The following is a 20,089-nucleotide window of genomic DNA, read 5'->3' on the forward strand; positions in this document are numbered from 1 at the left end:
GGCCTGCGGCGCGCTGCTCCCTACGCTAGCGGACATACCCCCGCAGCGTCGCGGCCAGCGACGCCGGCAACATCTCGCCATGGCCCAAGCCTGGAAACACCTGCAAGCGAGCCTGCACGCGGGGAATGCCGCCCAGTGCGCGCACCACGCTTTCCGGGCTGTCCGGACGATCTTCGCGGCCCTGCGCCTCTTCGCCCGCCATCACGGTCACGTCCACGCCCGGTTCCGGCACAGGCGCCGGACGCGCCAACGATTGCAGGATGAATCGGCCGTTCCACCAGATCGACGGGCTGGCCGCCACGTAATGCCGGAAGGCCTGGGGCTGGGTCAGCGCCACATGGAGCGCGAACAGACCACCGTAGGAATGGCCGTATAGCGTGCGGTTGCCGGCATCGACGCGATAACGCCGTTCAACCAGCGGTTGAATGCGCTGTTGCAGGATCGCCAGAAAGCGGTCGGCGCCGCCGCCGGGCTTGGCCCAGCCTTGCGCAGCGGGATCGCGCGGCGACCCGCGCGGCGCGTCCGCGCCAGGAGACGGCGGCGTGTAGTCATAAGACCGCGCCGTCACATTGAAGCGTTCGGCGTCGTCGTAGCCGATGCCCACCACCACCGCTTGCAGCGACGTCCCGGACGGCAAGGCGGACGGGGTCCGCGTCAGGCTTTCAAATACCGCGTTGCCGTCCAGCATGTAGACCACCGGATAGCCGGCGGCCGGCGGCTGCCCGCCCGGCGGCGTCCAGACCGACACGCGGTACTCGGGTCCGCCGTCCGGCGCGGCCATTACATAGCGCTGCACCTGCCCGGCCGGCACGCCAATCGCCAACGCGGGGGGTTGCGCCGCCATGGGCCGGGCGTGCCCGGGCTGCGCGTTGGCGGCCGCCGCCACGCCCAGCGCCAAGGCAGTTCCGATCAGAACGAAACGGATGTGTTCAGCCATAGACGGCGCCCCTCATCGACTTGCCAGTTTCCATCCAGACCGGTCGTGCGGGTACGGTAGTCCACCGGGACGCGCTTGTCGGTCAAGTTCATCACCGCCAAACGGAAGGTGACGTGCGGGTTCAATTCGTAGCTGCCGCCCAGGTCGAACGTCGTGGCGCCGGGCCGCCGGCGCGTCGTCGTCGATACATTGCGGTAGTTCGCCCAGTACTGCTCGCTTTGCACGTTCGCCGACGCGTACAGCGACAAGGCGTCCGTCGCCCGCCAATCCGCGCGCACGTTCAGCACATGGCGCGGTGTCCGGTCCAACGGTTGCCCCTGCAACGACGTGCCGTCATAGGCGACTTCGTCATTGGATTTACGCTTGGATTGCGTATAGGTGTAGTTGCCCGTCAGCGTAACGGTACGCGACAGCGGCAAGGTCAGGCTGGTTTCAACGCCGCGCAGCGTGGCGCGTCCGATATTGCCCCATTCATAGGTGGCGCCCGAGGTGCCCGCGCATCCGGTCACGCACTGGCTGTAGATTTTGTTCTTGAATTCGTTGTTGAACAGCGTCACGCCGGCCGCTACGCCTTCATCGTCCTGGTAGTGCAGGCCGATTTCGGTGCTGGTGCTGGTCTCGGGCTTCAGGTCGGGGTTACCGGCAATACTGCCGCGCGGCGCGCCCACGGCGCCGCCCGTCGCCTGGACGTAGTCCGCCGAACTCTGGCGCAGTTCAGGCGCGCGGAATGCACGCGCGACACCGCCCTTGAGTGTCCAGGCGTCCGACAGGTGATAGACGGCATACCCGCGCGGACTCCAATGCTGGCCATAGCGCTCGTGGTCGTCCAGGCGCATGCCGCCCGTCAGCGACAGGTTGTCGGTGACGGCCCATTCGTCTTCGCCGAACAACGCCCAGGACCGCGTGCTTAGCCCCGACACGGTGTTGCGCGCCGTGGTGGACGCCGCTTCCTTGTCGGTGCCATACAGGCGCGTGTCGATGTACTGCCCGCCCACCTTCAACATGTTGCCAGGCAGGGGCAACGTCAGCGTGGCGTCCAGCGTCGTATTGACCAACCGCGTGTCCGGATACGAGGTAGTGTCTTTGTCTCCGATCGTGTTGCTGGCCTTGCCCTCTTCGCGCTGCAGCGACACATTCGTCGTGCCGAAATTCCAGCGACCCTCGTGCGAGACCGAATAGTGCGTGTGCCGGTTCTTCAATCGATAGTCGCCCGTCTCGGTGGCGGCCAACGATTTGCCCACGGTGCCGTAGCGGTTGTATTCGTCCTGGCCGGCTTCCAGCTGGATGTCCTGCTCTTTCGTCGGCGTCAGCGTCAGCCGGGCGGTCAATCCACGGTCCCGGATGCCATACGAGCCGTCCACCACATCGGCTTGCGTGCGTTGATTGGATTTTCCAAACAGCTGCAGGCCCAGTTTTTCTTCCTTGATCGGGCCGGCCAGGTAGAAATCCGCCTGCCGGCTGTTGCCCAGTTCGCTGTGCTGCTGCAAAGTCGCGCCCAGGTTGATCGAACCGGTCCACGCCTGCGGCACCTTGCGCGTGATGATGTTGACCACGCCGCCGATCGCGTCGGATCCGTACAGCGACGACATCGGCCCCCGCACGACTTCAATCCGCTCGATGGCGGCCAACGGCGGAATCTGGCTGGCCTGCACCATGCCCAGCTCTTCACGATTCAGCATTTCACGCGTGCCCTGCCGCTTGCCGTCCACCAGGATCAAGGTGTATTTGCCCGGCATGCCGCGGATGGAGATGTCCTGCTTGTTGGCATTGGCGCCGACGATGCTGACGCCTTCGACATTGCGCAGCGCGTCCTGCAGGGTATTGAAAGGCTGCCTGGCCAGCTCTTCGTGCGTCAACACGGTGATGCTGGCGGGCGCGTCGGCGATGGATTGGTCATAGCCGCTGGCAGTCACCACCACGGGGGCCAGGGACTGCACGGGGCTTGCGGCGGCGGCGCCTGACGGCGGAACGGTCTGCGCCTGGGCGGCGCCTGCCATGCCGGCGAAGGCCAGGGCCATCATCGTCCGGGGCCGGCGGAGGGCGAAGACGGCGGGACTTTGGGTCATAATGGTACTGATTCTCATGGTCATTTGGAAAGCCCGCCCATGATTCCACGGAAATCAGGCCCGCATGTTTGCGCAAAGCACCAGATGCTTTGCGGCGGCGCACGGCAACCACGCGAAGCGTGCGCGGCGTGGGGGCATTTCCCTTTTTTTTTTGGAGCAAGCATGGCGGGGCCGCGAAAACGGGCGGAAATGGCGGGCGGGATCTCATCCGCCCAACTGCGTGCGGCGGGGACGCACGTAGGGGGATCGCACGACATCGAATCCCGCCATGGCGCGGGCGCCAAGACCCCGCTGGAAGGCAGCTTCGAGGTATTGGCGATGCGGCCGGGCCTGATGCTGCGACGCGCCGACGTTCGGGATTGCGGTGACAACGTCGTGCGTTCCACGCTCACGCCAGGCTTGAAATTGATCGTGCTGGAACACGGCGACGTCGAGCTGGAATTCGGCCATCACCACCTGCGCTTAAAGGGGCCCGCGCCTGGCGAAAGCCAACAAGCGCGCTTGCTGATGCTGACCGAACCGGCCAGCTTTATGCGACGAGCAGCCCGCAACCACCGCGAACGCTCGATCACGCTGACGGTGGCGCCGCAATGGCTGCAAGACGGCGGACTGATCCCAGGCGGATCCCCTGGCGCCGTCGACACCTGGGCCATCCAGTCCTTTCTACAGACGCATTTGGCGCTGCATGCGTGGACGCTCACTCCGCGCGGCGTCACGCTGGCGCAACGCATCGCGCGTCCTCCCGCCCACGAAGACGGGGTGGACCGGCTGATGCTGGAATCCCGTTGCCTGGCGTTGCTGGGCGAAGGGCTCCGCCACGTGGCGCTAGCCGCAGCCGCCGCTGGTGAAGGCGCCGGCACGCTGGCCAGTCGCATCAACCCGCGTCATGCCGCGCGTCTGCTGGACCTGCGCGCCCGCATCGACGCCGGAAAAGTCACCGGTCCGGGCCGCCTACCCGAGCTGATCGCCCAAACCGGCTTGGGCGTGCGGGCGCTGCAACAGGGCTTCCAGGCACTGACGGGGTCGTCCGCCGTCGAGTATCTGCGAGAGCAACGGCTACGGGCCGCGCAGCGCGCGTTGTTGAATCAAGGCGTCAGCGTCGCCCAGGCCGCCGCGATGGCAGGCTACTCCAGCGCCGCCAACTTCGCCACGGCCTTCAAGCGGCTGTTCGGCGTGTCGCCCCGCGACGTGCGGATGCACGGATAAGCGCGCCCGCGCCACCGTCGCGCAAGGGCCGCTTTTCACGCAAAACCGCGCCCCCCTTCGGGTATAGTCTGAATCTCTTCGCGCCCTCAGGAATCCTGCGCCACCATGACCAGCGCCCGCGACCTTGTCTACGGGGAACTCCGCCGACGGCTGATGTCCGGCGTGTTCCTGCCCGGCGAGCGGCTGCGTGAAGAGCACATCGCGGCCGAACTTTCCGTCAGCCGCACGCCCGTTCGCAGCGCGATCGAACGGCTGATCACCGATGGCCTGGTCAAGCGCGAAGGCCGGCGCGGCGCGGTGGTGCTGGGCTGGGTGGACCGCGACATCAACGAGGCGTTCGAACTGCGCCTGCTGCTTGAGCCTTATGCCGCGCGTACCGCCGCCGAACGCGCTACGCCCGAACAGATCGACCACCTTGAGCAAATCAACCAGCGCATGCTGGACGCCATCCTTTCCGACGACACCGACCGCGTGGCGCGGGTCCAGCACTGCAATAACCTCTTTCACCATGCCTTGCTTGACGCCGCGCAATCCGCGCGGGTGCGGACCATGGTGGAAAACCTGCTGGACATGCCGATCATCATCGGCTCGTTCTATTTCTACACGCACGACGACATGCTGCGCAGCGTGGAACATCATCGCCAGATCATCGCCGCATTGCGGGCCCGCGATCCGGGATGCGCGGACATCGCCATGCGCTTTCACCTGACCACGACGCACCTGCTTTTCCGCAGCCAGCGCAAGCCGCCTGCCGATACGTCAGCCGCGTGATCCCGGCCGCGGTTTCGCGCCTTTCCCTTTATCCGCTTTCATGTATTCGCCCCAGATCCTTGTCGCCCTCTTCGTCCTGCTGCTTGCGGTAGCCATTCCCCTGATCACGGTTGCCGTCCGCGTGGCGCAGCTGTTGCGCTGGGCATTCCACGCCGACCCGGCGACGCGGGGCGAACGTCCGCGCTTTACGGGGCCCGTGCTGGCTCTGCTGTTCAGCGTGTTGGCGGCCAGCGACTTCACGTCCTATGAGCCGATGCGAACCATCGCGGAACTGAATCCGGTACCGATGGCGGCGCGCGCCTACTTCACGGTGGCGATGCTGGTGCTGGCGGTGCTGTCGTGGGCGTATGGCGGCGCAGTCAAAGACCGACTCCTGCGCCGCCTGGGAAGCGCCAAGGCCTGAAGACAAGCCTTGGCGCCGCCTGCTCAGGGCTTCCAGCCCTGCGCCTTCAGCCGGGCGTCGATCCACGAAGTATCCAGCGTGCCGGCGGCGATCTGCGCCAGCATCTGCTCTTCGACCGCATGCTTGGCCGATGCGGCTTCATACAAGGCGGGAACCTGGTCATACGGCAGGCACAGCAAGCCGTCCTCGTCGCCCAGGATCAGGTCGCCCGGCTCGATCGTCATGCCGTCCAAGGCGATGACGGTATTGATCTCGCCCGGACCATCCTTGTAGGGCCCGCGGTGCGTGACGCCGGCGGCGTACACCGGAAACGAGCCGCGGCGGATGGTGCCGCTATCGCGGATGGCGCCATTGATCACGATACCGGCCAGGCCGCGCGTCTGCGCATAGGTCGTCATGATCTCGCCGATGATGGCGTTGGTGAGGTCGCCGCCGGCGTCCACCACCACGACGTCGCCGGGCTGCGCCAATTCCAGCGCCTTGTGCACCAGCAGGTTGTCGCCCGGGCGCGTGCGTACCGTCAGCGCGGGGCCGGCCAGCGGATGGCCGTCGTGCATGGGCCGCAGGCGCGCGCCGCCGGCCGTCATGCGCCACATGCAGTCGCTGATATTGGCGACGGGAACGCGGCGGAATTTCTCGACGAACTCGCTTGCAACCGCGCGCTTGCGCGGGTGGATGTCAAAACCGGTCATTAGAGGTCTCCTGGTGCTTCATCTGAGGGGTTCGCAAGATCATTGTTTCGGGATGCCGGCTTCCTGCACGACTTTGCCGAAGATGTCGTGGTCGGCGCGATGGCGCTTGCCCAAATCCGCCGGCGTGCCCTTCATGACGCTGTAGCCGGAGTCTTCAAGCTTCTTCACGACGTCCGGCTGCGCCTGGGATTTGTTCAGCGCCTGGTTCAGCGTCGCGATCACGTCGTCCGGCGTCTTGCCGGGGGCCATCAGCCCCCACCAGATCGTTTGGTTGATGGTCTTGAAACCGCTTTCCGCGAAGGTCGGCACATCCGGCAGCGCGGGCGAGCGCGCGTCCGCCACCACCGCCAACGCGCGCACCTTGCCTCCGCGGATCTGGGGCAGCAGCGACGCGACCGATCCGGTGTAGAGGTCGATGCGGCCGCTGGCCAGATCCGGAAAGGCCTGCGACCAGCCGCGGTACGGCACGTGCATCAGCTCCATGCCCGCGGCCTTGCGCCACAGATGGCCGATCAGGTCGCCGCTGCCGCCGATGCCGGGAATGCCCAGCGATACCTGGCCCGGGCGCGCCTTGGCCGCCTTGACCACGTCGTCCAGCGTCTTGTAGGGAGACTCCGGCACCACCACGAATACGCTTGGCGACGAAGCCACCAGGCCCACCGGCTTGAAATCCTTGAAGGTGTCGTAGCTGAGCTTGTTGTAGAGCCACGGGTTCAGAACGATGTTGTCCGTCTGCGCCATGACCAGCGTGTGGCCGTCGGGCTTGGCGCGCGCCGTGGCATCAAGCGCCAGGTTGCCGCCCGCGCCCGGCTTGTTTTCGACCACGACGTTCCAGCCCGTGTCCTGCGCGATGGCCGAGCCAATCATGCGGGTCAAGGTGTCGGTGCCGCCGCCCGGCGGAAACGGAGAGATCAGCGTGATGGGGGCCGAGCCCATATCGGCCGCGCCGGCCACGGCCGAGGTTGCCAGCAGCGCCGCCGCCAGCAGAGTCTTTACGGATGTCATTGTCTTCCTCGCTTATGTTTGGGTATGTCGCGGCCCTCTGCGGGGCCGCTCTGCGCATCAGGATTGGCGAGCCAGGGGCGTCAGCCAGGCCAATCGCTCGGCGACCGAGTCGGGCACATTGAAAGAACCGGCCTGGCGCGCCGCTTCGATGCCTTGGGCGGTCCGGGCGAAGAGCCGTTCCACGCCGTCCAGCACCAGCGGCTGCAAGCCGGCTTCGACCAATTGCTCGCGCGCTTCGCGCACTTCGGCCAGGCGGCGCGGCGCGTGCAGCACATGCGAACGCACGAACGAATCGACGAATGTCGTCAGCGGCGTCCGGTCCATGTCGGACAACACTTCGTACAACGACGCCCGCAGGCCCATGCTTTCTGCCGCGACCAGGCATTCCACGGCCAGGCTTTCCATGCCCTTGGTCAGGATGCTGCGCAACAGTTTGAGGCGGACGGCATCGCCGGCCTGGCCTTCGATCGCCTGCGCGGGCGCGCCGCAGGCCAGCGTGAACGCGGCCACCGCGGGCGCCCCCGTGCCGGCGCACAGCAACGGCGTGCGCGCGCCCAGCAGCGCAATGGCGCCCATGATCGCGACGTCGGTAAAGGGCACGCCACGTTGCGCGGCAATGTCGGCGGCGGCGCGCATGTCGGCCGCGCTTGCGGTCGTGAAATCGGCATACGACGCATCACCGCGCAGATGCGGCAGCGCCTGCGCGGCAACGTGCAACGCCGCATGGCCAAACACCGCCGACACCACGATGTCGGCCTGCGCCAGCCAGGGGCCGGGTTCGACGTGCAACACGCTGCCATGCAAGGCCGCGCGCGCCTGCATCTCGGCGTCTTGCCGCAGTTCGCAGATGCCGACGATCGAATGCCCGCCGGCCACCCACGCCTGCGCATAGCAGTCGCCCACTTCCCCACATCCAATCAGTGCTATTTTCATGTTCATAAATACAAAAAAAATACAAACATGGTTATAGCGCGTTGGAAAGGTGCCTTATTACTAGGGATAACCCGCACATTCCAAAGCCATGCAGAACATAAAAAGTACATTCCGTAGGAATAGACGCGTCGCCGCCCCGGCATCGCGGCGCGAACCGGGGCGGCGGTTCGCCTTACTTCACGCTGGCCACCGCGTCCAGGATCACGCGCGCCACATCGGCGGGACGCGATTGCTGCGGCACGTGACTGGACGGCACCGCCGTCACTTTCGCCCCCATCCGGGCGGCCATCTCGCGCTGCAGTTGGGGCAAGATCATGCGGTCGTTTTCGGCCACGACAAACCACGACGGCTTTGTTTTCCAGGCGGCGGCAGACACCGCGTCGCCAAACGCCGTCGCCTTGATCGGCCCTTGCGTGGCCGCCATCACGCGGGCCTGGGCGGCCGGCACGTCCTGCGCGAAGTCGCGTGCAATCCCCTGGGGCGGCAGGCTCAGCCAGCCATGGCTGTCGGCGACGATGCTGTCCGTGCCCGGCGCCTTGGGCTGGTCTTTCGTCATCGACGCGACCGACTGGCCGGCATCGGGCGCGAACGCCGCCACATAAACCAGGTTGGCCACCTTGTCGTGTTTGCCGGCTTCGGTAATCACCACCCCGCCCCACGAATGGCCGACCAGCACGACTTTGCCGGGCTGGTTGTCGATAGCGCGATTGGCTGCGGCCACGTCGCCAGCGAGCGAATCCAGCGGATTCTGCACCGCTTGTACCTGCACGCCCTTGTCTTGCAACAGCGCGACCACCTTCGCCCAATCCGAGCCGTCCGCAAAGGCGCCGTGCACGATCACGACCGAAGGCTGGGCCGAAAAAGCCTGCGAAACCGGGCCGGCGAACAAGCCAGCCGCCAACAACGAGGCTGCGATAATATGGCGTTTCATCTGGAATTCCTTTAGGTTGGGTGCCAAGCGACGGTGTTGCGCTTGCTGGGTTCCAGTGTCGTCATCCACCGGAAAAGCCGGTATCGGTTGATTAACCGATAAGCCCGTCCCCCTCTCCTCTCTTGACCGCCCCGCCCCCGATGACCGCCCCGAGTACGATGGAACTGACCGACGCCGTGCTGGCCATGGCCTTCGTCGGAGACCTGAGCATGGGGCGCGCCACCGACCACTCGCGCCGCACGGCATGCCTGGCCGGCAAGCTTGCCGAGGCCCATGGCGCCAGCCCCGCTACCCAGAACCACGCGCGCGCCGTCGCATTGCTGCGTTGGTCGGGCTGCACCGCTAACGCCAGTGGTTTCGCCGAACTGCTGGGCGACGATGTCGCCGCGCGCGAAGCCATGATGGCGCAGACGCTGCCGCCGCTTGATCCGCGCACCCAATCGCTGATCGTGCCGCTGGCGCTGATCCACTGCGAAATCTCTGGCGACGTGGCCGTTAACCTGGGCATGCCCGACGACGTGGTGGCCGGCCTGCGGCACGCCTTCGAGCGGCACGACGGCAAGGGCATGCCGCAGGGCGTTCCTGGCGACGCCATCCCGGGCGTGGTGTTCTATGTGAATGCGGCAAGCGACCTGGAAATCCTCAGCCGCGCGCACGGCCGCGCCAGCGCGATGGAGTACCTGCGCGCGCAGGCGGGCGCCAAGTATCCCGCCACCGTGGCGGAACTGGCGGTCCGCCATGGCCAGGCCTGGCTTGACGATATCGACGCCCACCCGCCTACCGGCGCCGAGTGGGCGCTGGACGGGGCACGCGCCAATACGCCCGCTGCCGGCTTGACGCTGCTGGCCGACGTCGCCGAACTCAAGCTGCCCTGGCTGGCGGGCTATTCCCGCCGCGTCGCGCAGTTGGCCGCCCGCTGCGGCGCGCTGCTGGGCATGGGCCCGGCCGCGCAGGAAGCACTGCAGGCGGCCGCGTTGGTGCACGGGATCGGCCGCGCGGCGTTGCCGAACCGTTTGTGGAACACGCCCGGCAAGCTGTCCGCCGACCAATGGGAACAAGTCCGGCTGATGCCCTATTGGACCGCCCGCGCGGCCCGTCAGATCCCGGGCTTGAGCGACGCGGCGGAATTGGCCTCGTATGCCTACGAACGCCTGGATGGCAGCGGCTACTTCCGCGGCGCGGCCGGCCCCGCGCTAGGTCAGGCGCAGCGTGTGCTTTCAACCGCCGTCGCACTGCAAGCACTGTTGGAAGACCGCCCCTGGCGGCCCGCCTATCCCTTGCACGAGGCGGCCCGCCTCTTGCGTGAAGATGCCGACGCCGGCCGCTTCGATACCGAGGTGGCTGCTGCCGCCATCACTGCCGCCGGAGGCGGCAATCCCGCCCCGCGCCGCGCGACCAGCACGCTGTCGCAACGCGAGATCGAGGTATTGCGGCAGATCAGCCTGGGGGCCAGCAACAAAGAGGCCGCCCGCGCACTGAACATCAGCCCCAGCACGGTGCGCACCCACGTCGAAAGCGTGTTCCGCAAACTGGATTGCTCGACCCGCGTCGCCGCCACCTTGAAGGCGCTGACCGCGGGGATTCTGTAAGCCGCCATCCTGTCGCCGATTGCTGGTAGTCTTGGGCCTGCCGCGCGGGTTGCCCCGCGCCCGCCTCACCCATTCTGCGAGCTCCCTCATGACCAGTCCTATGTACGACGCTTCCGTCCCTGTCATCAAGCAAATGCTGTCCGCCCTGTCGGACGTGCTGAAGAAGGCCGAAGCCCACGCCACCGAAAAGAACATCGACCCGTCCGCCTACCTGGGCGCGCGCCTGTTCCCGGACATGTTCCCGCTGTCGCGCCAAGTGCAGATTGCCGCTGACTTCGCCAAGGGCATCGCGTCCCGACTGGCCGGCGCGGAAGTTCCGTCCTGGCCCGATGGCGAACCCTCGTTCGCCGAGCTGCAAGCCCTGATCGCCAAGACCCTGGCGCATGTCGGTTCCTTCAAGCCGGAACAGTTCGAACAAAGCGCATCCCTGGAAATTGTGCTGCGCCCGGGCACCCCGAAAGAAAAGAAACTGTCGGGCAGCGCCTATCTGCTGCACTACGGCCTGCCGCAGTTCTTCTTCCACGTCACGACGTCCTACGCGATCCTGCGCCACAACGGCATTGAAGTCGGCAAGCGCGACTACATGGGCGCGTATTGATGTCACCGAAGTGCGTGCGGGCTTGACGCCGCACAATTGAACAAGGCCGCGGCGTTGATCCCGCGGCCTTTTTCATGGCGCCCGCGTCTGGTATGCCCGCACCGGTCTTCCGGTCCCTCAGCCATGCGACGCAGGTCGGAACCGTTGACGGCGGCATCGCGCTTGCTCTAATTTCGCCAGACGCGAATCGCGTAACGCACGCCCCCCGCCAATGCCCCCCCCCGTTCAGGGAGATCCATGATGATCGCGACAACCGTTCTGGTCGTAGGCGCGGGCCCTGCCGGCCTGCTCACCGCCGTGGAGCTGGTTCGGCGAGGCGTCCCGTGCTTGCTGATCGACGCGCACGAGCAGCCCATGGATTGGGACCGCGCCACCGTCGTGCATCCGCGATCAATCGAAATACTGGACGCACTGGGGATCGCCGACCCGCTTTTGCGCCTGGGCGTCAAACAGCGCCATGCCCGTATTCACGCCGATGGGGCCGTGCTGGGCGACATTGACCTGGCGCTGTGCGGCAGCCGGTATCCCTTCAATATCGGCATCTCGGAAGAAGTCACCGAATCCATCCTCCACGACTATCTCGTCGCACACGGCGGCGCCGTCACGCGCGCCACCACGCTGGTGGGCTTGGCGGCCCGACCCGATGGCGTGACGGCCACGATCGATCAGCGGGGCGCGCGGGCAGAGGTCCACGCACAATGGGTCGTCGGATGCGACGGGCACCACAGCACCGTCCGCACGTTGATGGGTATCGAACAAGACGGCCACGACATCCACCAGCCTTGGGCCGTGTTCGATGCGGCCATCCCGTCATGGCCGGAGTCCTTTGAAGCCAACTATGCGTATCTGGACCCGACGCCCGTCATCCTGACGGCCCTGCCGGACCGCCGCTGGCGCGTATACCTTCGCCCCCGCTCGGCGCAATCCGATCTGGTCGCCGACGCGCTGGCCACCTTGCAACGCTACCTGCCCGAGGCGCGCTTTGACCAGATTTCGCATCCCACGCGCTTCGATTGCCACACCAAGGTTGCCCGGACTTTCCGGTCAGGCCGAGTGCTGCTGGCCGGCGACGCTGCGCACACCTGTAGCCCGGCGCAAGGGCACGGCATGAACACCGGCCTGCAAGATGCCTACAACCTGGGCTGGAAGCTTGCGCTGGTTTGCCAGGGGCATTGTTCCGACGCGTTGCTGGACAGCTATCACGCCGAACGGCGCCCCGTGGCCGATCAGGTAATGGCCTCGGGCGATGCCGCCGAACGCGCACAGATGCTGGAAGGGGAACGCGCCCGCCGCGAACGGGATGCGGCGATCCGGACGGTCTTTGCCGACCCTGCCACGCGGCACCACGAAGCGGTCGCGGAGGCCGAGCTTGATATCGACTACGCAGGATCCCCCATCGTCATGGGCGATCCGCACGACGCCCTTTGGCCGGGCCAGCGCCTGCCTGATCAGATTCCCCTGGCGTTCGCGGCGGGCGGCGTCGGCCACTTGCATGCCTGCACTGGCCGTCAGGGCCACACCGCCGTGCTGATCGGCTGCGCCGCGACGCCCGAGGACGCCCTGGAGCAGGTGCGCCGCGACATGGAAGCACTGGCTGACGGAGCCATCATCGAACAGGTGTTCGTCCTGTCCGCGAATACCGGCGTGCCCGGAGCGCATGCTTACCTGGCGCCCGACATCGCCCGCGCACTGGGCGTGCGCGGCATTGTGCTGGCGGTCGTCCGAGCCGATGGCCACGTCGGCCTGCGTGCCGAACAGGGGCATGCCGAAGCGCTGTCGGCGTACATCGGACGGTTACAGAATTAGGGGTTTTCACTAACGCCTGCCATGTCGATTTCGTTGTCCTCTGAACGTCGTATGAGTACGACCCTCTCATTCCAAGGCGGACACACCATGACTACCGGAACCGTGACCTTTCATCGCGTCTTGCGCGCCTCCCCCGAGCGCGTCTACCGCGCCTTCCTTGAAGCCGACGCCATTGCGAAATGGCTGCCCCCCTACGGGTTCACCTGCCAGGTCCACCAGTTGGACGCCAAGGCGGGCGGCCGCCACAAGATGTCGTTCCGCAACTTTTCGACTGGCACCGTCATCAATTTCGGCGGCGAATACCTGGAACTGGTCCCGTCCGAAAAAATCCGCTACACCGACCAATTCGACGACGCGAACCTGTCGGGCCAGATGCAGACCACGATCACCTTGCGCAAGGTCTCGTGCGGCACCGACATCAGCATCAAGCAAGAAGGCATCCCGGCCGTCATTCCGCCCGAAATGTGCTATCTGGGCTGGCAGGAATCGCTGGCGCAGTTGGCGCAGCTGGTAGAACCCGAAATCCCCGACTGATCCCGCACGGCCGCTGGCGGCGCGAATCGGCGTCTCCATGCCCTCGGTAAAGGCCAACCCAAGGACGCCTATGCGGCGCTTCTGCCGTTGGTCCGCGTGACGAGGCGATTCGAAGGCCCCAGGAACGCCGGCGCCAGGCCCGACAACTGTTGGGCGGCGGCGCGCAGCGCAGGCAGGATGGTCTTGACGGCGTCTTCCTGGGACATATCGCCGGAAAGCAGGTTGGCGCTGATGGCCGCGACCACATTGTTCTGCTCGTCGCGCACGGGCACGGCCATGCCGCACACGTGCTGATCGAATTCGCCGTCGACCCACGCATAGCCCTCGCGCAGCACCGTTTCCAGTTCGGCGCGCAACGCCGTCTTGCTGTCCACCGTGCGCGCGGTAATGGTTCCCAGCTCGGTCCCCTCAACGTAGTGGTTCAGGAATTCCTCGCTTTGGAACGCCAGCAAGGCCCGGCCGGGCGCGGTCGCGTATGCCGGTAGCCGGCTGCCCAATCCCAGACGCAACGACATGATCTTCGGCGACGGGATCCGCAGCACGAAAACAACCTCCTCCCCATCGAAGACAGCCAGTGCGCAAGACTCTTTCACCTGCGTGCACAGGTTCTCCAGCACGCGCTGGGCGTGCCCCCAGAAAGGCAGCGACGTCAGATAGGTCATTCCCAGGTTGAGGACCTTTGGCGTCAACCGGAATCCCCTTTCCTCTGATTCCACCGCGAAACCCAGTTCGCATAGCGTCAACAGAATGCGCCGCACCACCGTGCGCGGCAGGGCGGTCGTTGCCGATACCGTCGCGACGGTGTGCGTGCCGCTGCGGCCCATCGCCTCGATGACGGCCAGCCCGCGCGCGAATGCGCGCACGAAACCTTCGTTTTCTGGGGTTGCCATGGGGCATGCCTCTCCACAATGCGTCCCGGTTTTTTTCGACCGAAAAGTCGGACCGATCAACCGGAACTTCGTTGACAAAAATTATAAAACGGATCTACAAATCAATTTATCGGACATCAATATCCGCCAGGCGGTCATTTTAGAACACGCCGCCACAACAATCAGGAGACAACCATGAACTTGAAGACACCGCTTCGTTCCGTCCTGGCGTCGTTCGCCCTGACCGTGCCGATGTGGGCCGCCGCTGCGGACGCGCCGGCCTTCCAGCCAACCAAGCCGCTGCGCATCATCGCGCCCAGTTCGCCCGGTGGCATCCTGGACCAGACCAGCCGGTTGCTGGGTAAGGGGCTGAGCGAACATTTCCGCCAGCCCGTCATCATCGAAAACCTTCCCGGCGCCGGCGGCGTTATCGGCGTGCAGGCAATGCTCAAGGCCGAACCGGACGGCTACACGATGGTCATGGGAAGCCTGGGGCCCAACGCGGCCAACTACGCGCTGCACGACAAGTTGCCGTATGCCTACGAGGACCTGGCTCCCGTGGCGCAGGTCTTGTCCATGCCCGACGTGCTGGTGGTCAACCCCAAGCTGCCGGCGCGCACCATCGCCGAACTGAAGTCCTACGCGGCCTCGCGGCCCGGCGGGCTGTCGATGGCGGTCTCCACCAGCGGATCTTCCGGCCACCTGGCCGGCGCATTGCTGAAGCAACGCGCCGGGATCAACGCTGTGGACGTGGTCTACCGCGGCGCGGCGCCCGCCCTGACCGATCTGGTCGGCGGCCAAGTCGACTTCATGGTCGACAACCTGATTACCGCGCTGCCGCTGATTCGGGCGGGCAAGCTGCGCGCAATTGCCGTCACCACCAAGGAACGCAGCCCGGAATTGCCCGACACGCCGACCGTCATGGAGGCGGGCTACGAGGATTTCGACGTATCGGTCTGGCTGGGCCTGTTTGTATCGTCCAAAACGCCGCAGCCTGTCGTGCAGGCGCTTAACGCCGCCGTAAACAAAGCGTTATCCGACCCCGCCATGCAGAAGACGCTGGCGCAGCAAGGCGGCCAGGCCGTGATGGGAACGCCAGCGGAGTTCGGCGCCTTCGTGCAAGCCGAAAAAACGCGGTGGGCCCAGGTCATCAAGACCGGCAACATCAAGAGCGAATAACCCCTCGATATCCACTCGCAACACCGGGAGCATTCCATGAAGGACAAAGTCATCGTCGTGACGGGCGCCGGCAACGGCATCGGCCGCGCCATCGCCATGCTGCTTGGCGCCCAGGGCGCCAAGGTCGTCGTCAACGATCTGGGATCCAGCGGCAGCGGCAACGGCCACGACAGCGGGCCAGCCAGCACGGTGGCGCAGGCGATCACCGCCGCAGGCGGCATCGCGGTGCCGGACACGCATTCCGTGGCCGCCTCCGATAGCGCGGCGGCGATCGTGCGCACCGCCATCGACCACTTCGGACGGATTGATGGCGTCGTCAACAACGCCGGGATCCTGCGCGACCGCATCTTCCACAAAATGTCGGACGACGAATGGCAAGGCGTCATCGACGTGCATTTGAACGGCGCCTACTACGTGAGCCGCGCCGCCGCGCCCTATTTCAAGGAGCAACAAAGCGGCGTGTTTGTTCACATGACGTCCAGCGCGGGCCTGATCGGCAACTTCGGGCAAGCGAACTATGCGGCCGCCAAACTGGGAATCGTCGCGCTGTCCAAATCGATCGCCCTCGACATGGCCCGCTTCAACGTCCGCTCGAACTGCATAGCGCCCTTTGCGTGGAGCCGGCTGATCGGTACGCTGCCCAGCGAAACCGACGCCGAAAAGCGGCGTCTTGCGCGGATGCAGGCCATGACGCCGGAACAGGTAGCGCCCGTGGCCGTGTTCCTGGCCAGCGAGGCGGGTCGAGACGTGAACGGACAGATCCTGGCGGTGCGCGGCAACGAGCTGATCGTCATGAGCCAGCCCAGGCCTGTCATGTCCGTCCACCGCGCCGAAGGCTGGACGCTGGACAGTCTGGCGGAACACGCGGTGCCCGCAATGCGCAGGGCCTTCACACCGCTGGACCGTTCTCCGGACGTCTTCAATTGGGATCCCATCTAAGGCGCGCCATGGCCATCGACTACCACCAACTCAAGCAATGGGACATTCCGGAGCAGGTCACCCGGTATCTCGAGGACGACTGCATCCGATACGCGCTTAGCCTCGGCATGGCGACGGACCCGATGGACGAAACGGACCTGCGGTACGTCCATGAACAGAACACGCTGGTCGTGCCGACCTTCCTGGCGACCGTGGGCGCTCCCGGCGCGTGGGCGTCGGATCCGGGGACCGGCATCGACTGGATGCGGATCTTGCACGGCGAGCACCGCATGCGCTTTCACGGGCCATTGCCGGCATCAGGCAGCGTGCGCAGCCGAACCCGCGTCAGCCATGTCATCGACAAAGGCGCAGGCAAAGGCGCGCTTGTCGTGACGCAACGCCACGTCACCCACGCGGACACCGACGCGCTGCTGGCTACCGTTGACCATGTTTCTTTCTGCCGCGCCGACGGCGGCTTTTCGGGTCCTGGTCAGCCGGCGGACGAACCGCTGGAAGCCCTGCCTGCCGTGCCCGAGGGACCGCCCGACCTAAGCCTGGAAATGCCGACGCGCCCCGACGCCGCGCTGCTCTACCGCTTGAACGGCGACCGCAACCCTATTCACATCCTGCCGAAGGCCGCGCGCGAAGCCGGCTTTGAACGCCCCATCCTGCACGGGCTGTGCACCTATGGCATGGCGGCCCGCGCCGTGCTGCGCCAAGCCTGCGGCGGCGTCCCCGCGCGCCTGGCCAGCCTGGCCGCCCGCTTTTCCTCGCCCGTCGTGCCTGGCGAAACGCTGCGCGCCGACATGTGGCGAGTCGCCGACCAGGTGCGTTTCCAGATGGTCGCAGTGGAACGCGGCGCGGTCGTTCTCAGCCACGGCGTCGCCGACCTGCGCCATGAATAACCCGACGATGGAGACCGTCATGTCCGTACTTGAACGCCACGCCCGGCAGATGCCCGACGGGATCGCCTACCGAATGGTCCCCTCGGGGGAAAGCGTCTCGTGGCGCGAACTGGAACTACGCTCGCGCAAATGCGCCGCCGCCCTGCTTGCTGCCGGCCACGTCGAAGGCGACGGCATCGCCGTGCTGCTGGAGAACCACGTCCGGTACTTCGAGATCTTGTGGGCCGCGCATCGCATCGGCCTTTACTACACCACCATCAGCCGCCACCTCAAGGCGGACGAAGTGGCCTACCTGATCGCCGATTCCGGCGCGAAGACGCTGTTCTGTTCCGCGCAGACGCTGGGCGACCTTGACCCGGCGATCGTGGACGCATTGCCGCCGAACCGCATCCTGCTTGACGGGCGCCAAGCCGGATTTCAGCAATACGAGGCATGGATCGGCGAGTTCCCGGACGATGTGCAATTGCCTCGGACCCTGGAGGGTACCGATTTCTCGTACTCGTCGGGCACCACCGGCATGCCCAAAGGCATCAGGCGCCCGCTGTCCGATGCCAACGCCTACTTCAAGGCCCGCGCCGACTCGCGCACGCGCTGGAAGGATTTCGACGAAAGCTCGGTCTATCTCTCGACGGCCCCGTTCTATCACACCGCGCCCGTGCGCTGGAACATGGCCGTCATGCGGGCCGGTGGAAGCTGCGTGCTGATGCAGAAATTCGATCCCTCGATAGCGCTGGACGCAATTCAACGCTATCGCGTCACGCATGCGCAATGGGTGCCGACCATGTTCGTCAGGCTGCTGCGCCTGCCCCAGGAAGAGCGCACGCGCTTCGATCTGTCCAGCCTGCGTTTCGCCATCCACGCCGCGGCGCCCTGCCCCATCCCCGTAAAGGAACAGATGATCGGCTGGTGGGGCCCGGTGCTGTATGAGTACTACAGCGGCACCGAATTGGTTGGGCGCACCTCCATCGACTCCGAAGAATGGCTGTCGCACAAAGGTTCGGTCGGCAAACCGGAATTCGGGCAGGTGCACATTGTGGGTGAAGATGGCGCCGAGTTGCCTGCGGGACAGACAGGCGTCGTTTATTTCTCGGGCGGAGGCCGCTTCGCGTACCACAACGATGCCGAGAAGACCGCCCGGGCCTACAACGACCGCGGCTGGGCGACCTACGGCGACGTGGGGCACCTGGACGCCGACGGTTTCCTCTATCTGACCGACCGCCTGGCCAACACCATTGTCTCTGGCGGCGTGAACATCTATCCGCAAGAGGCGGAAAACGTCCTGCTGACGCACGAGGCCGTGGCTGACGTAGCCGTAGTTGGTGTACCCAACGACGAATTTGGCGAAGAGGTGAAGGCCGTCGTGGAGCTCCATGACCCGCAGCGCGCCGGCCATGCGCTTGCGCAAGAGCTGATGCAACTGTGCCGCGCTAGGATTTCCGCCATCAAGTGTCCGCGTTCCGTCGACTTCGTGCCGGCGCTTCCGCGCACCGAAAGCGGCAAACTGCTTAAGCGCACCGTGAAAGCCGCCTATTGGCCGTCCGAAAACCGCATTGCCCATTGATGGGGGCCTCGTCCATGACACAGCACCAAGCAAGCTACTCGCCACCGCGCGCCATGTTCACGCCCGACCATGAACTGTACCGCTCTAGCGTCGCGCGCTTCATCGCCGAGCGGATCCAACCGTCCCACGCGCAATGGGAAGACGCCGGCATGGTGCCGCGCGGACTCTGGCGCGAGGCCGGCGAGGCGGGCCTGTTGCTGCCCAGCATCGACGACGCCTACGGCGGCGGCGGAGGAGACTTTCTGTACAGCGCCGTCGTCGTCGAGGAAATCGCCCGCGCCCTCGTCAGCGGGGTAACCGGCTTCACCACGCACTCTGAAAATGTGGCGCCTTACCTGGCTGAATTCGGCACGCCTGCGCAAAAGCAGACGTTTCTACCGAAAATGGCCACGGGGGAAGTGGTGGGCGCCATCGCGATGACCGAGCCCGGCGCTGGCAGCGACCTGAAGGCGATCCGCACCAGCGCCGCCCACGTCGACGGCGGCTATCGGCTGAATGGCCAGAAGACGTTCATCACCAACGGCTATCACGCCGACTTCGTGCTTACGTTCGCCAAAACCGACCCATCGCGCGGCGCGCACGGTATCAGCCTTTTCTGGGTGGACACATCGACACCCGGCTTTTCCCGCGGACGCCTGCTGGACAAGGTCGGTCAAAAGGCGCAGGACACCGCCGAGCTTTTCTACAACGACGTATTCGTTCCCGAGGACAGGCTCGTCGGCGAAACCAACGCGGCCTTCGGCTATGCCATGAGCGGACTGGTGCGCGAGCGACTCCTCATTGCCCTGCGCTGCGCGACGGCCCTGGAAGTCGCCCTGGAATGGACGCTGGATCATGTCAAGCAACGCCGCGCCTTTGACAAGACCCTGATCGAAAACCAGTTCATCCGCTTCAAGCTGGCCGAAATCAAAACGCATGCCTGCGCGACGCGCGCGTTCGTCGACAGCTGCCTTGCGCAGTACTTGACCGGTGCGTTGACGCCGGACGGCGCCGCCATGGCCAAGCTCTGGGCCAGCGAAGCGACGCGGGCAATCGATGACCTGATGCAGTTTTTCGGCGGCTACGGCTACATGCGCGAATACCCGATCGCGCGCGCCTACACGGACGTTCGGCCAAACCGCATTTACGGCGGCTCTTCTGAAATCATGCGCGAAGTCATCGCCCGCGCGCTCTAAACCATCGACCG

The 20,089-nt window shown here is 65.7% G+C and carries 19 protein-coding genes; 12 read left to right on the forward strand and 7 right to left on the reverse strand.

Annotated elements, in window-relative coordinates:
- Nucleotides 1-25: 25 nt before the first annotated feature.
- Together ACI0FO_RS16605 and ACI0FO_RS16610 are read right to left on the reverse strand one after the other, a co-directional pair.
- On the reverse strand, nt 26-937 hold the full coding sequence (locus ACI0FO_RS16605; protein ID WP_416028310.1) for an alpha/beta hydrolase: 912 nt from the start codon (nt 935-937) through the stop codon (nt 26-28).
- Nucleotides 910-3,003 (reverse strand): TonB-dependent receptor domain-containing protein, encoded by a 2,094-nt coding sequence (locus ACI0FO_RS16610; protein ID WP_416028312.1) that lies wholly within the window; start codon nt 3,001-3,003, stop codon nt 910-912. The genes ACI0FO_RS16605 and ACI0FO_RS16610 overlap by 28 nt, the downstream gene beginning before the upstream one ends.
- Before the next feature lie 162 nt (nt 3,004-3,165).
- Between ACI0FO_RS16610 and ACI0FO_RS16615 the strand changes: the two genes are divergently transcribed.
- The 3 genes from ACI0FO_RS16615 to ACI0FO_RS16625 all read left to right on the forward strand — a co-directional run bounded on the left by ACI0FO_RS16615 (nt 3,166) and on the right by ACI0FO_RS16625 (nt 5,383).
- Nucleotides 3,166-4,209, forward strand: a complete 1,044-nt coding sequence (locus ACI0FO_RS16615; protein WP_416028314.1) for a helix-turn-helix transcriptional regulator — start codon at nt 3,166-3,168, stop codon at nt 4,207-4,209.
- A 105-nt stretch (nt 4,210-4,314) separates the two neighbouring features.
- The gene (locus ACI0FO_RS16620; RefSeq protein ID WP_416028316.1) at nt 4,315-4,980 is read left to right on the forward strand and encodes a GntR family transcriptional regulator; all 666 of its coding nucleotides are present in this window, start codon (nt 4,315-4,317) and stop codon (nt 4,978-4,980) included.
- A 40-nt stretch (nt 4,981-5,020) separates the two neighbouring features.
- Entirely contained in the window at nt 5,021-5,383 is a 363-nt protein-coding gene (locus tag ACI0FO_RS16625; RefSeq protein ID WP_416028318.1) for a hypothetical protein, read from the forward strand.
- Nucleotides 5,384-5,406: 23 nt separating this feature from the next.
- On the opposite strand, the gene ACI0FO_RS16630 is transcribed toward ACI0FO_RS16625, so the two are convergent.
- The 4 genes from ACI0FO_RS16630 to ACI0FO_RS16645 form a co-directional block, all read right to left on the reverse strand.
- Nucleotides 5,407-6,075 carry an RraA family protein gene (locus ACI0FO_RS16630; RefSeq protein WP_416028320.1) on the reverse strand — a complete coding sequence of 223 codons (669 nt, stop codon included), beginning with the start codon at nt 6,073-6,075 and terminating at the stop codon, nt 5,407-5,409.
- Nucleotides 6,076-6,114: 39 nt separating this feature from the next.
- A complete protein-coding gene (locus ACI0FO_RS16635; protein ID WP_416028322.1) occupies nt 6,115-7,080 on the reverse strand; it encodes a Bug family tripartite tricarboxylate transporter substrate binding protein in 966 nt (321 codons plus the stop codon).
- 57 nt (nt 7,081-7,137) lie between these two features.
- A complete protein-coding gene (locus tag ACI0FO_RS16640; RefSeq protein WP_416028324.1) occupies nt 7,138-8,013 on the reverse strand; it encodes a DUF1932 domain-containing protein in 876 nt (291 codons plus the stop codon).
- Nucleotides 8,014-8,185: 172 nt separating this feature from the next.
- Nucleotides 8,186-8,944, reverse strand: coding sequence for an alpha/beta fold hydrolase (locus ACI0FO_RS16645; RefSeq protein WP_416028326.1), 759 nt, complete (start codon nt 8,942-8,944; stop codon nt 8,186-8,188).
- Between the two features lie 140 nt (nt 8,945-9,084).
- Between ACI0FO_RS16645 and ACI0FO_RS16650 the strand changes: the two genes are divergently transcribed.
- The 4 genes from ACI0FO_RS16650 to ACI0FO_RS16665 all read left to right on the forward strand — a co-directional run bounded on the left by ACI0FO_RS16650 (nt 9,085) and on the right by ACI0FO_RS16665 (nt 13,471).
- The gene (locus tag ACI0FO_RS16650) at nt 9,085-10,533 is read left to right on the forward strand and encodes an HD domain-containing phosphohydrolase (RefSeq protein WP_416028328.1); all 1,449 of its coding nucleotides are present in this window, start codon (nt 9,085-9,087) and stop codon (nt 10,531-10,533) included.
- Nucleotides 10,534-10,621: 88 nt separating this feature from the next.
- On the forward strand, nt 10,622-11,131 hold the full coding sequence (locus ACI0FO_RS16655; RefSeq protein WP_105556180.1) for a DUF1993 domain-containing protein: 510 nt from the start codon (nt 10,622-10,624) through the stop codon (nt 11,129-11,131).
- 237 nt (nt 11,132-11,368) lie between these two features.
- Nucleotides 11,369-12,937 carry an FAD-dependent monooxygenase gene (locus ACI0FO_RS16660; RefSeq protein ID WP_416028330.1) on the forward strand — a complete coding sequence of 523 codons (1,569 nt, stop codon included), beginning with the start codon at nt 11,369-11,371 and terminating at the stop codon, nt 12,935-12,937.
- Between the two features lie 87 nt (nt 12,938-13,024).
- The gene (locus ACI0FO_RS16665; protein WP_416028332.1) at nt 13,025-13,471 is read left to right on the forward strand and encodes an SRPBCC family protein; all 447 of its coding nucleotides are present in this window, start codon (nt 13,025-13,027) and stop codon (nt 13,469-13,471) included.
- A 68-nt stretch (nt 13,472-13,539) separates the two neighbouring features.
- Here ACI0FO_RS16665 and ACI0FO_RS16670 read toward each other — a convergent pair whose 3' ends face one another.
- On the reverse strand, nt 13,540-14,361 hold the full coding sequence (locus ACI0FO_RS16670; RefSeq protein WP_416028334.1) for an IclR family transcriptional regulator domain-containing protein: 822 nt from the start codon (nt 14,359-14,361) through the stop codon (nt 13,540-13,542).
- A gap of 174 nt (nt 14,362-14,535) precedes the next feature.
- On the opposite strand from ACI0FO_RS16670, the gene ACI0FO_RS16675 reads away from it, so the two are divergent.
- The 5 genes from ACI0FO_RS16675 to ACI0FO_RS16695 are packed head-to-tail and all read left to right on the forward strand — an operon-like array spanning nt 14,536 to nt 20,078.
- A complete protein-coding gene (locus tag ACI0FO_RS16675; protein ID WP_416028336.1) occupies nt 14,536-15,519 on the forward strand; it encodes a Bug family tripartite tricarboxylate transporter substrate binding protein in 984 nt (327 codons plus the stop codon).
- A gap of 36 nt (nt 15,520-15,555) precedes the next feature.
- Nucleotides 15,556-16,458: an SDR family oxidoreductase gene (locus ACI0FO_RS16680; protein WP_416028338.1), complete on the forward strand. Its 903-nt coding sequence runs from the start codon at nt 15,556-15,558 to the stop codon at nt 16,456-16,458.
- An 8-nt stretch (nt 16,459-16,466) separates the two neighbouring features.
- Nucleotides 16,467-17,342 (forward strand): MaoC/PaaZ C-terminal domain-containing protein, encoded by an 876-nt coding sequence (locus tag ACI0FO_RS16685; RefSeq protein WP_416028340.1) that lies wholly within the window; start codon nt 16,467-16,469, stop codon nt 17,340-17,342.
- Between the two features lie 19 nt (nt 17,343-17,361).
- Nucleotides 17,362-18,903 carry an AMP-binding protein gene (locus ACI0FO_RS16690; protein WP_416028342.1) on the forward strand — a complete coding sequence of 514 codons (1,542 nt, stop codon included), beginning with the start codon at nt 17,362-17,364 and terminating at the stop codon, nt 18,901-18,903.
- A 14-nt stretch (nt 18,904-18,917) separates the two neighbouring features.
- Complete coding sequence (locus tag ACI0FO_RS16695) at nt 18,918-20,078, forward strand: acyl-CoA dehydrogenase family protein (protein ID WP_416028344.1); 1,161 nt, start codon at nt 18,918-18,920, stop codon at nt 20,076-20,078.
- The last annotated feature ends 11 nt before the right edge of the window (nt 20,079-20,089 follow it).

The sequence above is a fragment of the Achromobacter marplatensis genome, from assembly GCF_049060505.1.
GTDB lineage: Bacteria > Pseudomonadota > Gammaproteobacteria > Burkholderiales > Burkholderiaceae_B > Achromobacter > Achromobacter marplatensis_A.

Bases quoted from the DNA above. Each gene is read 5' to 3' on its own strand.
- ACI0FO_RS16605 (WP_416028310.1), bottom strand. From the start codon at position 937: ATGGCTGAACACATCCGTTTCGTTCTGATCGGAACTGCCTTGGCGCTG.
- ACI0FO_RS16610 (WP_416028312.1), bottom strand. From the start codon at position 3,003: ATGACCCAAAGTCCCGCCGTCTTCGCCCTCCGCCGGCCCCGGACGATG.
- ACI0FO_RS16615 (WP_416028314.1), top strand. From the start codon at position 3,166: ATGGCGGGGCCGCGAAAACGGGCGGAAATGGCGGGCGGGATCTCATCC.
- ACI0FO_RS16620 (WP_416028316.1), top strand. From the start codon at position 4,315: ATGACCAGCGCCCGCGACCTTGTCTACGGGGAACTCCGCCGACGGCTG.
- ACI0FO_RS16625 (WP_416028318.1), top strand. From the start codon at position 5,021: ATGTATTCGCCCCAGATCCTTGTCGCCCTCTTCGTCCTGCTGCTTGCG.
- ACI0FO_RS16630 (WP_416028320.1), bottom strand. From the start codon at position 6,075: ATGACCGGTTTTGACATCCACCCGCGCAAGCGCGCGGTTGCAAGCGAG.
- ACI0FO_RS16635 (WP_416028322.1), bottom strand. From the start codon at position 7,080: ATGACATCCGTAAAGACTCTGCTGGCGGCGGCGCTGCTGGCAACCTCG.
- ACI0FO_RS16640 (WP_416028324.1), bottom strand. From the start codon at position 8,013: ATGAAAATAGCACTGATTGGATGTGGGGAAGTGGGCGACTGCTATGCG.
- ACI0FO_RS16645 (WP_416028326.1), bottom strand. From the start codon at position 8,944: ATGAAACGCCATATTATCGCAGCCTCGTTGTTGGCGGCTGGCTTGTTC.
- ACI0FO_RS16650 (WP_416028328.1), top strand. From the start codon at position 9,085: ATGACCGCCCCGAGTACGATGGAACTGACCGACGCCGTGCTGGCCATG.
- ACI0FO_RS16655 (WP_105556180.1), top strand. From the start codon at position 10,622: ATGACCAGTCCTATGTACGACGCTTCCGTCCCTGTCATCAAGCAAATG.
- ACI0FO_RS16660 (WP_416028330.1), top strand. From the start codon at position 11,369: ATGATGATCGCGACAACCGTTCTGGTCGTAGGCGCGGGCCCTGCCGGC.
- ACI0FO_RS16665 (WP_416028332.1), top strand. From the start codon at position 13,025: ATGACTACCGGAACCGTGACCTTTCATCGCGTCTTGCGCGCCTCCCCC.
- ACI0FO_RS16670 (WP_416028334.1), bottom strand. From the start codon at position 14,361: ATGGCAACCCCAGAAAACGAAGGTTTCGTGCGCGCATTCGCGCGCGGG.
- ACI0FO_RS16675 (WP_416028336.1), top strand. From the start codon at position 14,536: ATGAACTTGAAGACACCGCTTCGTTCCGTCCTGGCGTCGTTCGCCCTG.
- ACI0FO_RS16680 (WP_416028338.1), top strand. From the start codon at position 15,556: ATGAAGGACAAAGTCATCGTCGTGACGGGCGCCGGCAACGGCATCGGC.
- ACI0FO_RS16685 (WP_416028340.1), top strand. From the start codon at position 16,467: ATGGCCATCGACTACCACCAACTCAAGCAATGGGACATTCCGGAGCAG.
- ACI0FO_RS16690 (WP_416028342.1), top strand. From the start codon at position 17,362: ATGTCCGTACTTGAACGCCACGCCCGGCAGATGCCCGACGGGATCGCC.
- ACI0FO_RS16695 (WP_416028344.1), top strand. From the start codon at position 18,918: ATGACACAGCACCAAGCAAGCTACTCGCCACCGCGCGCCATGTTCACG.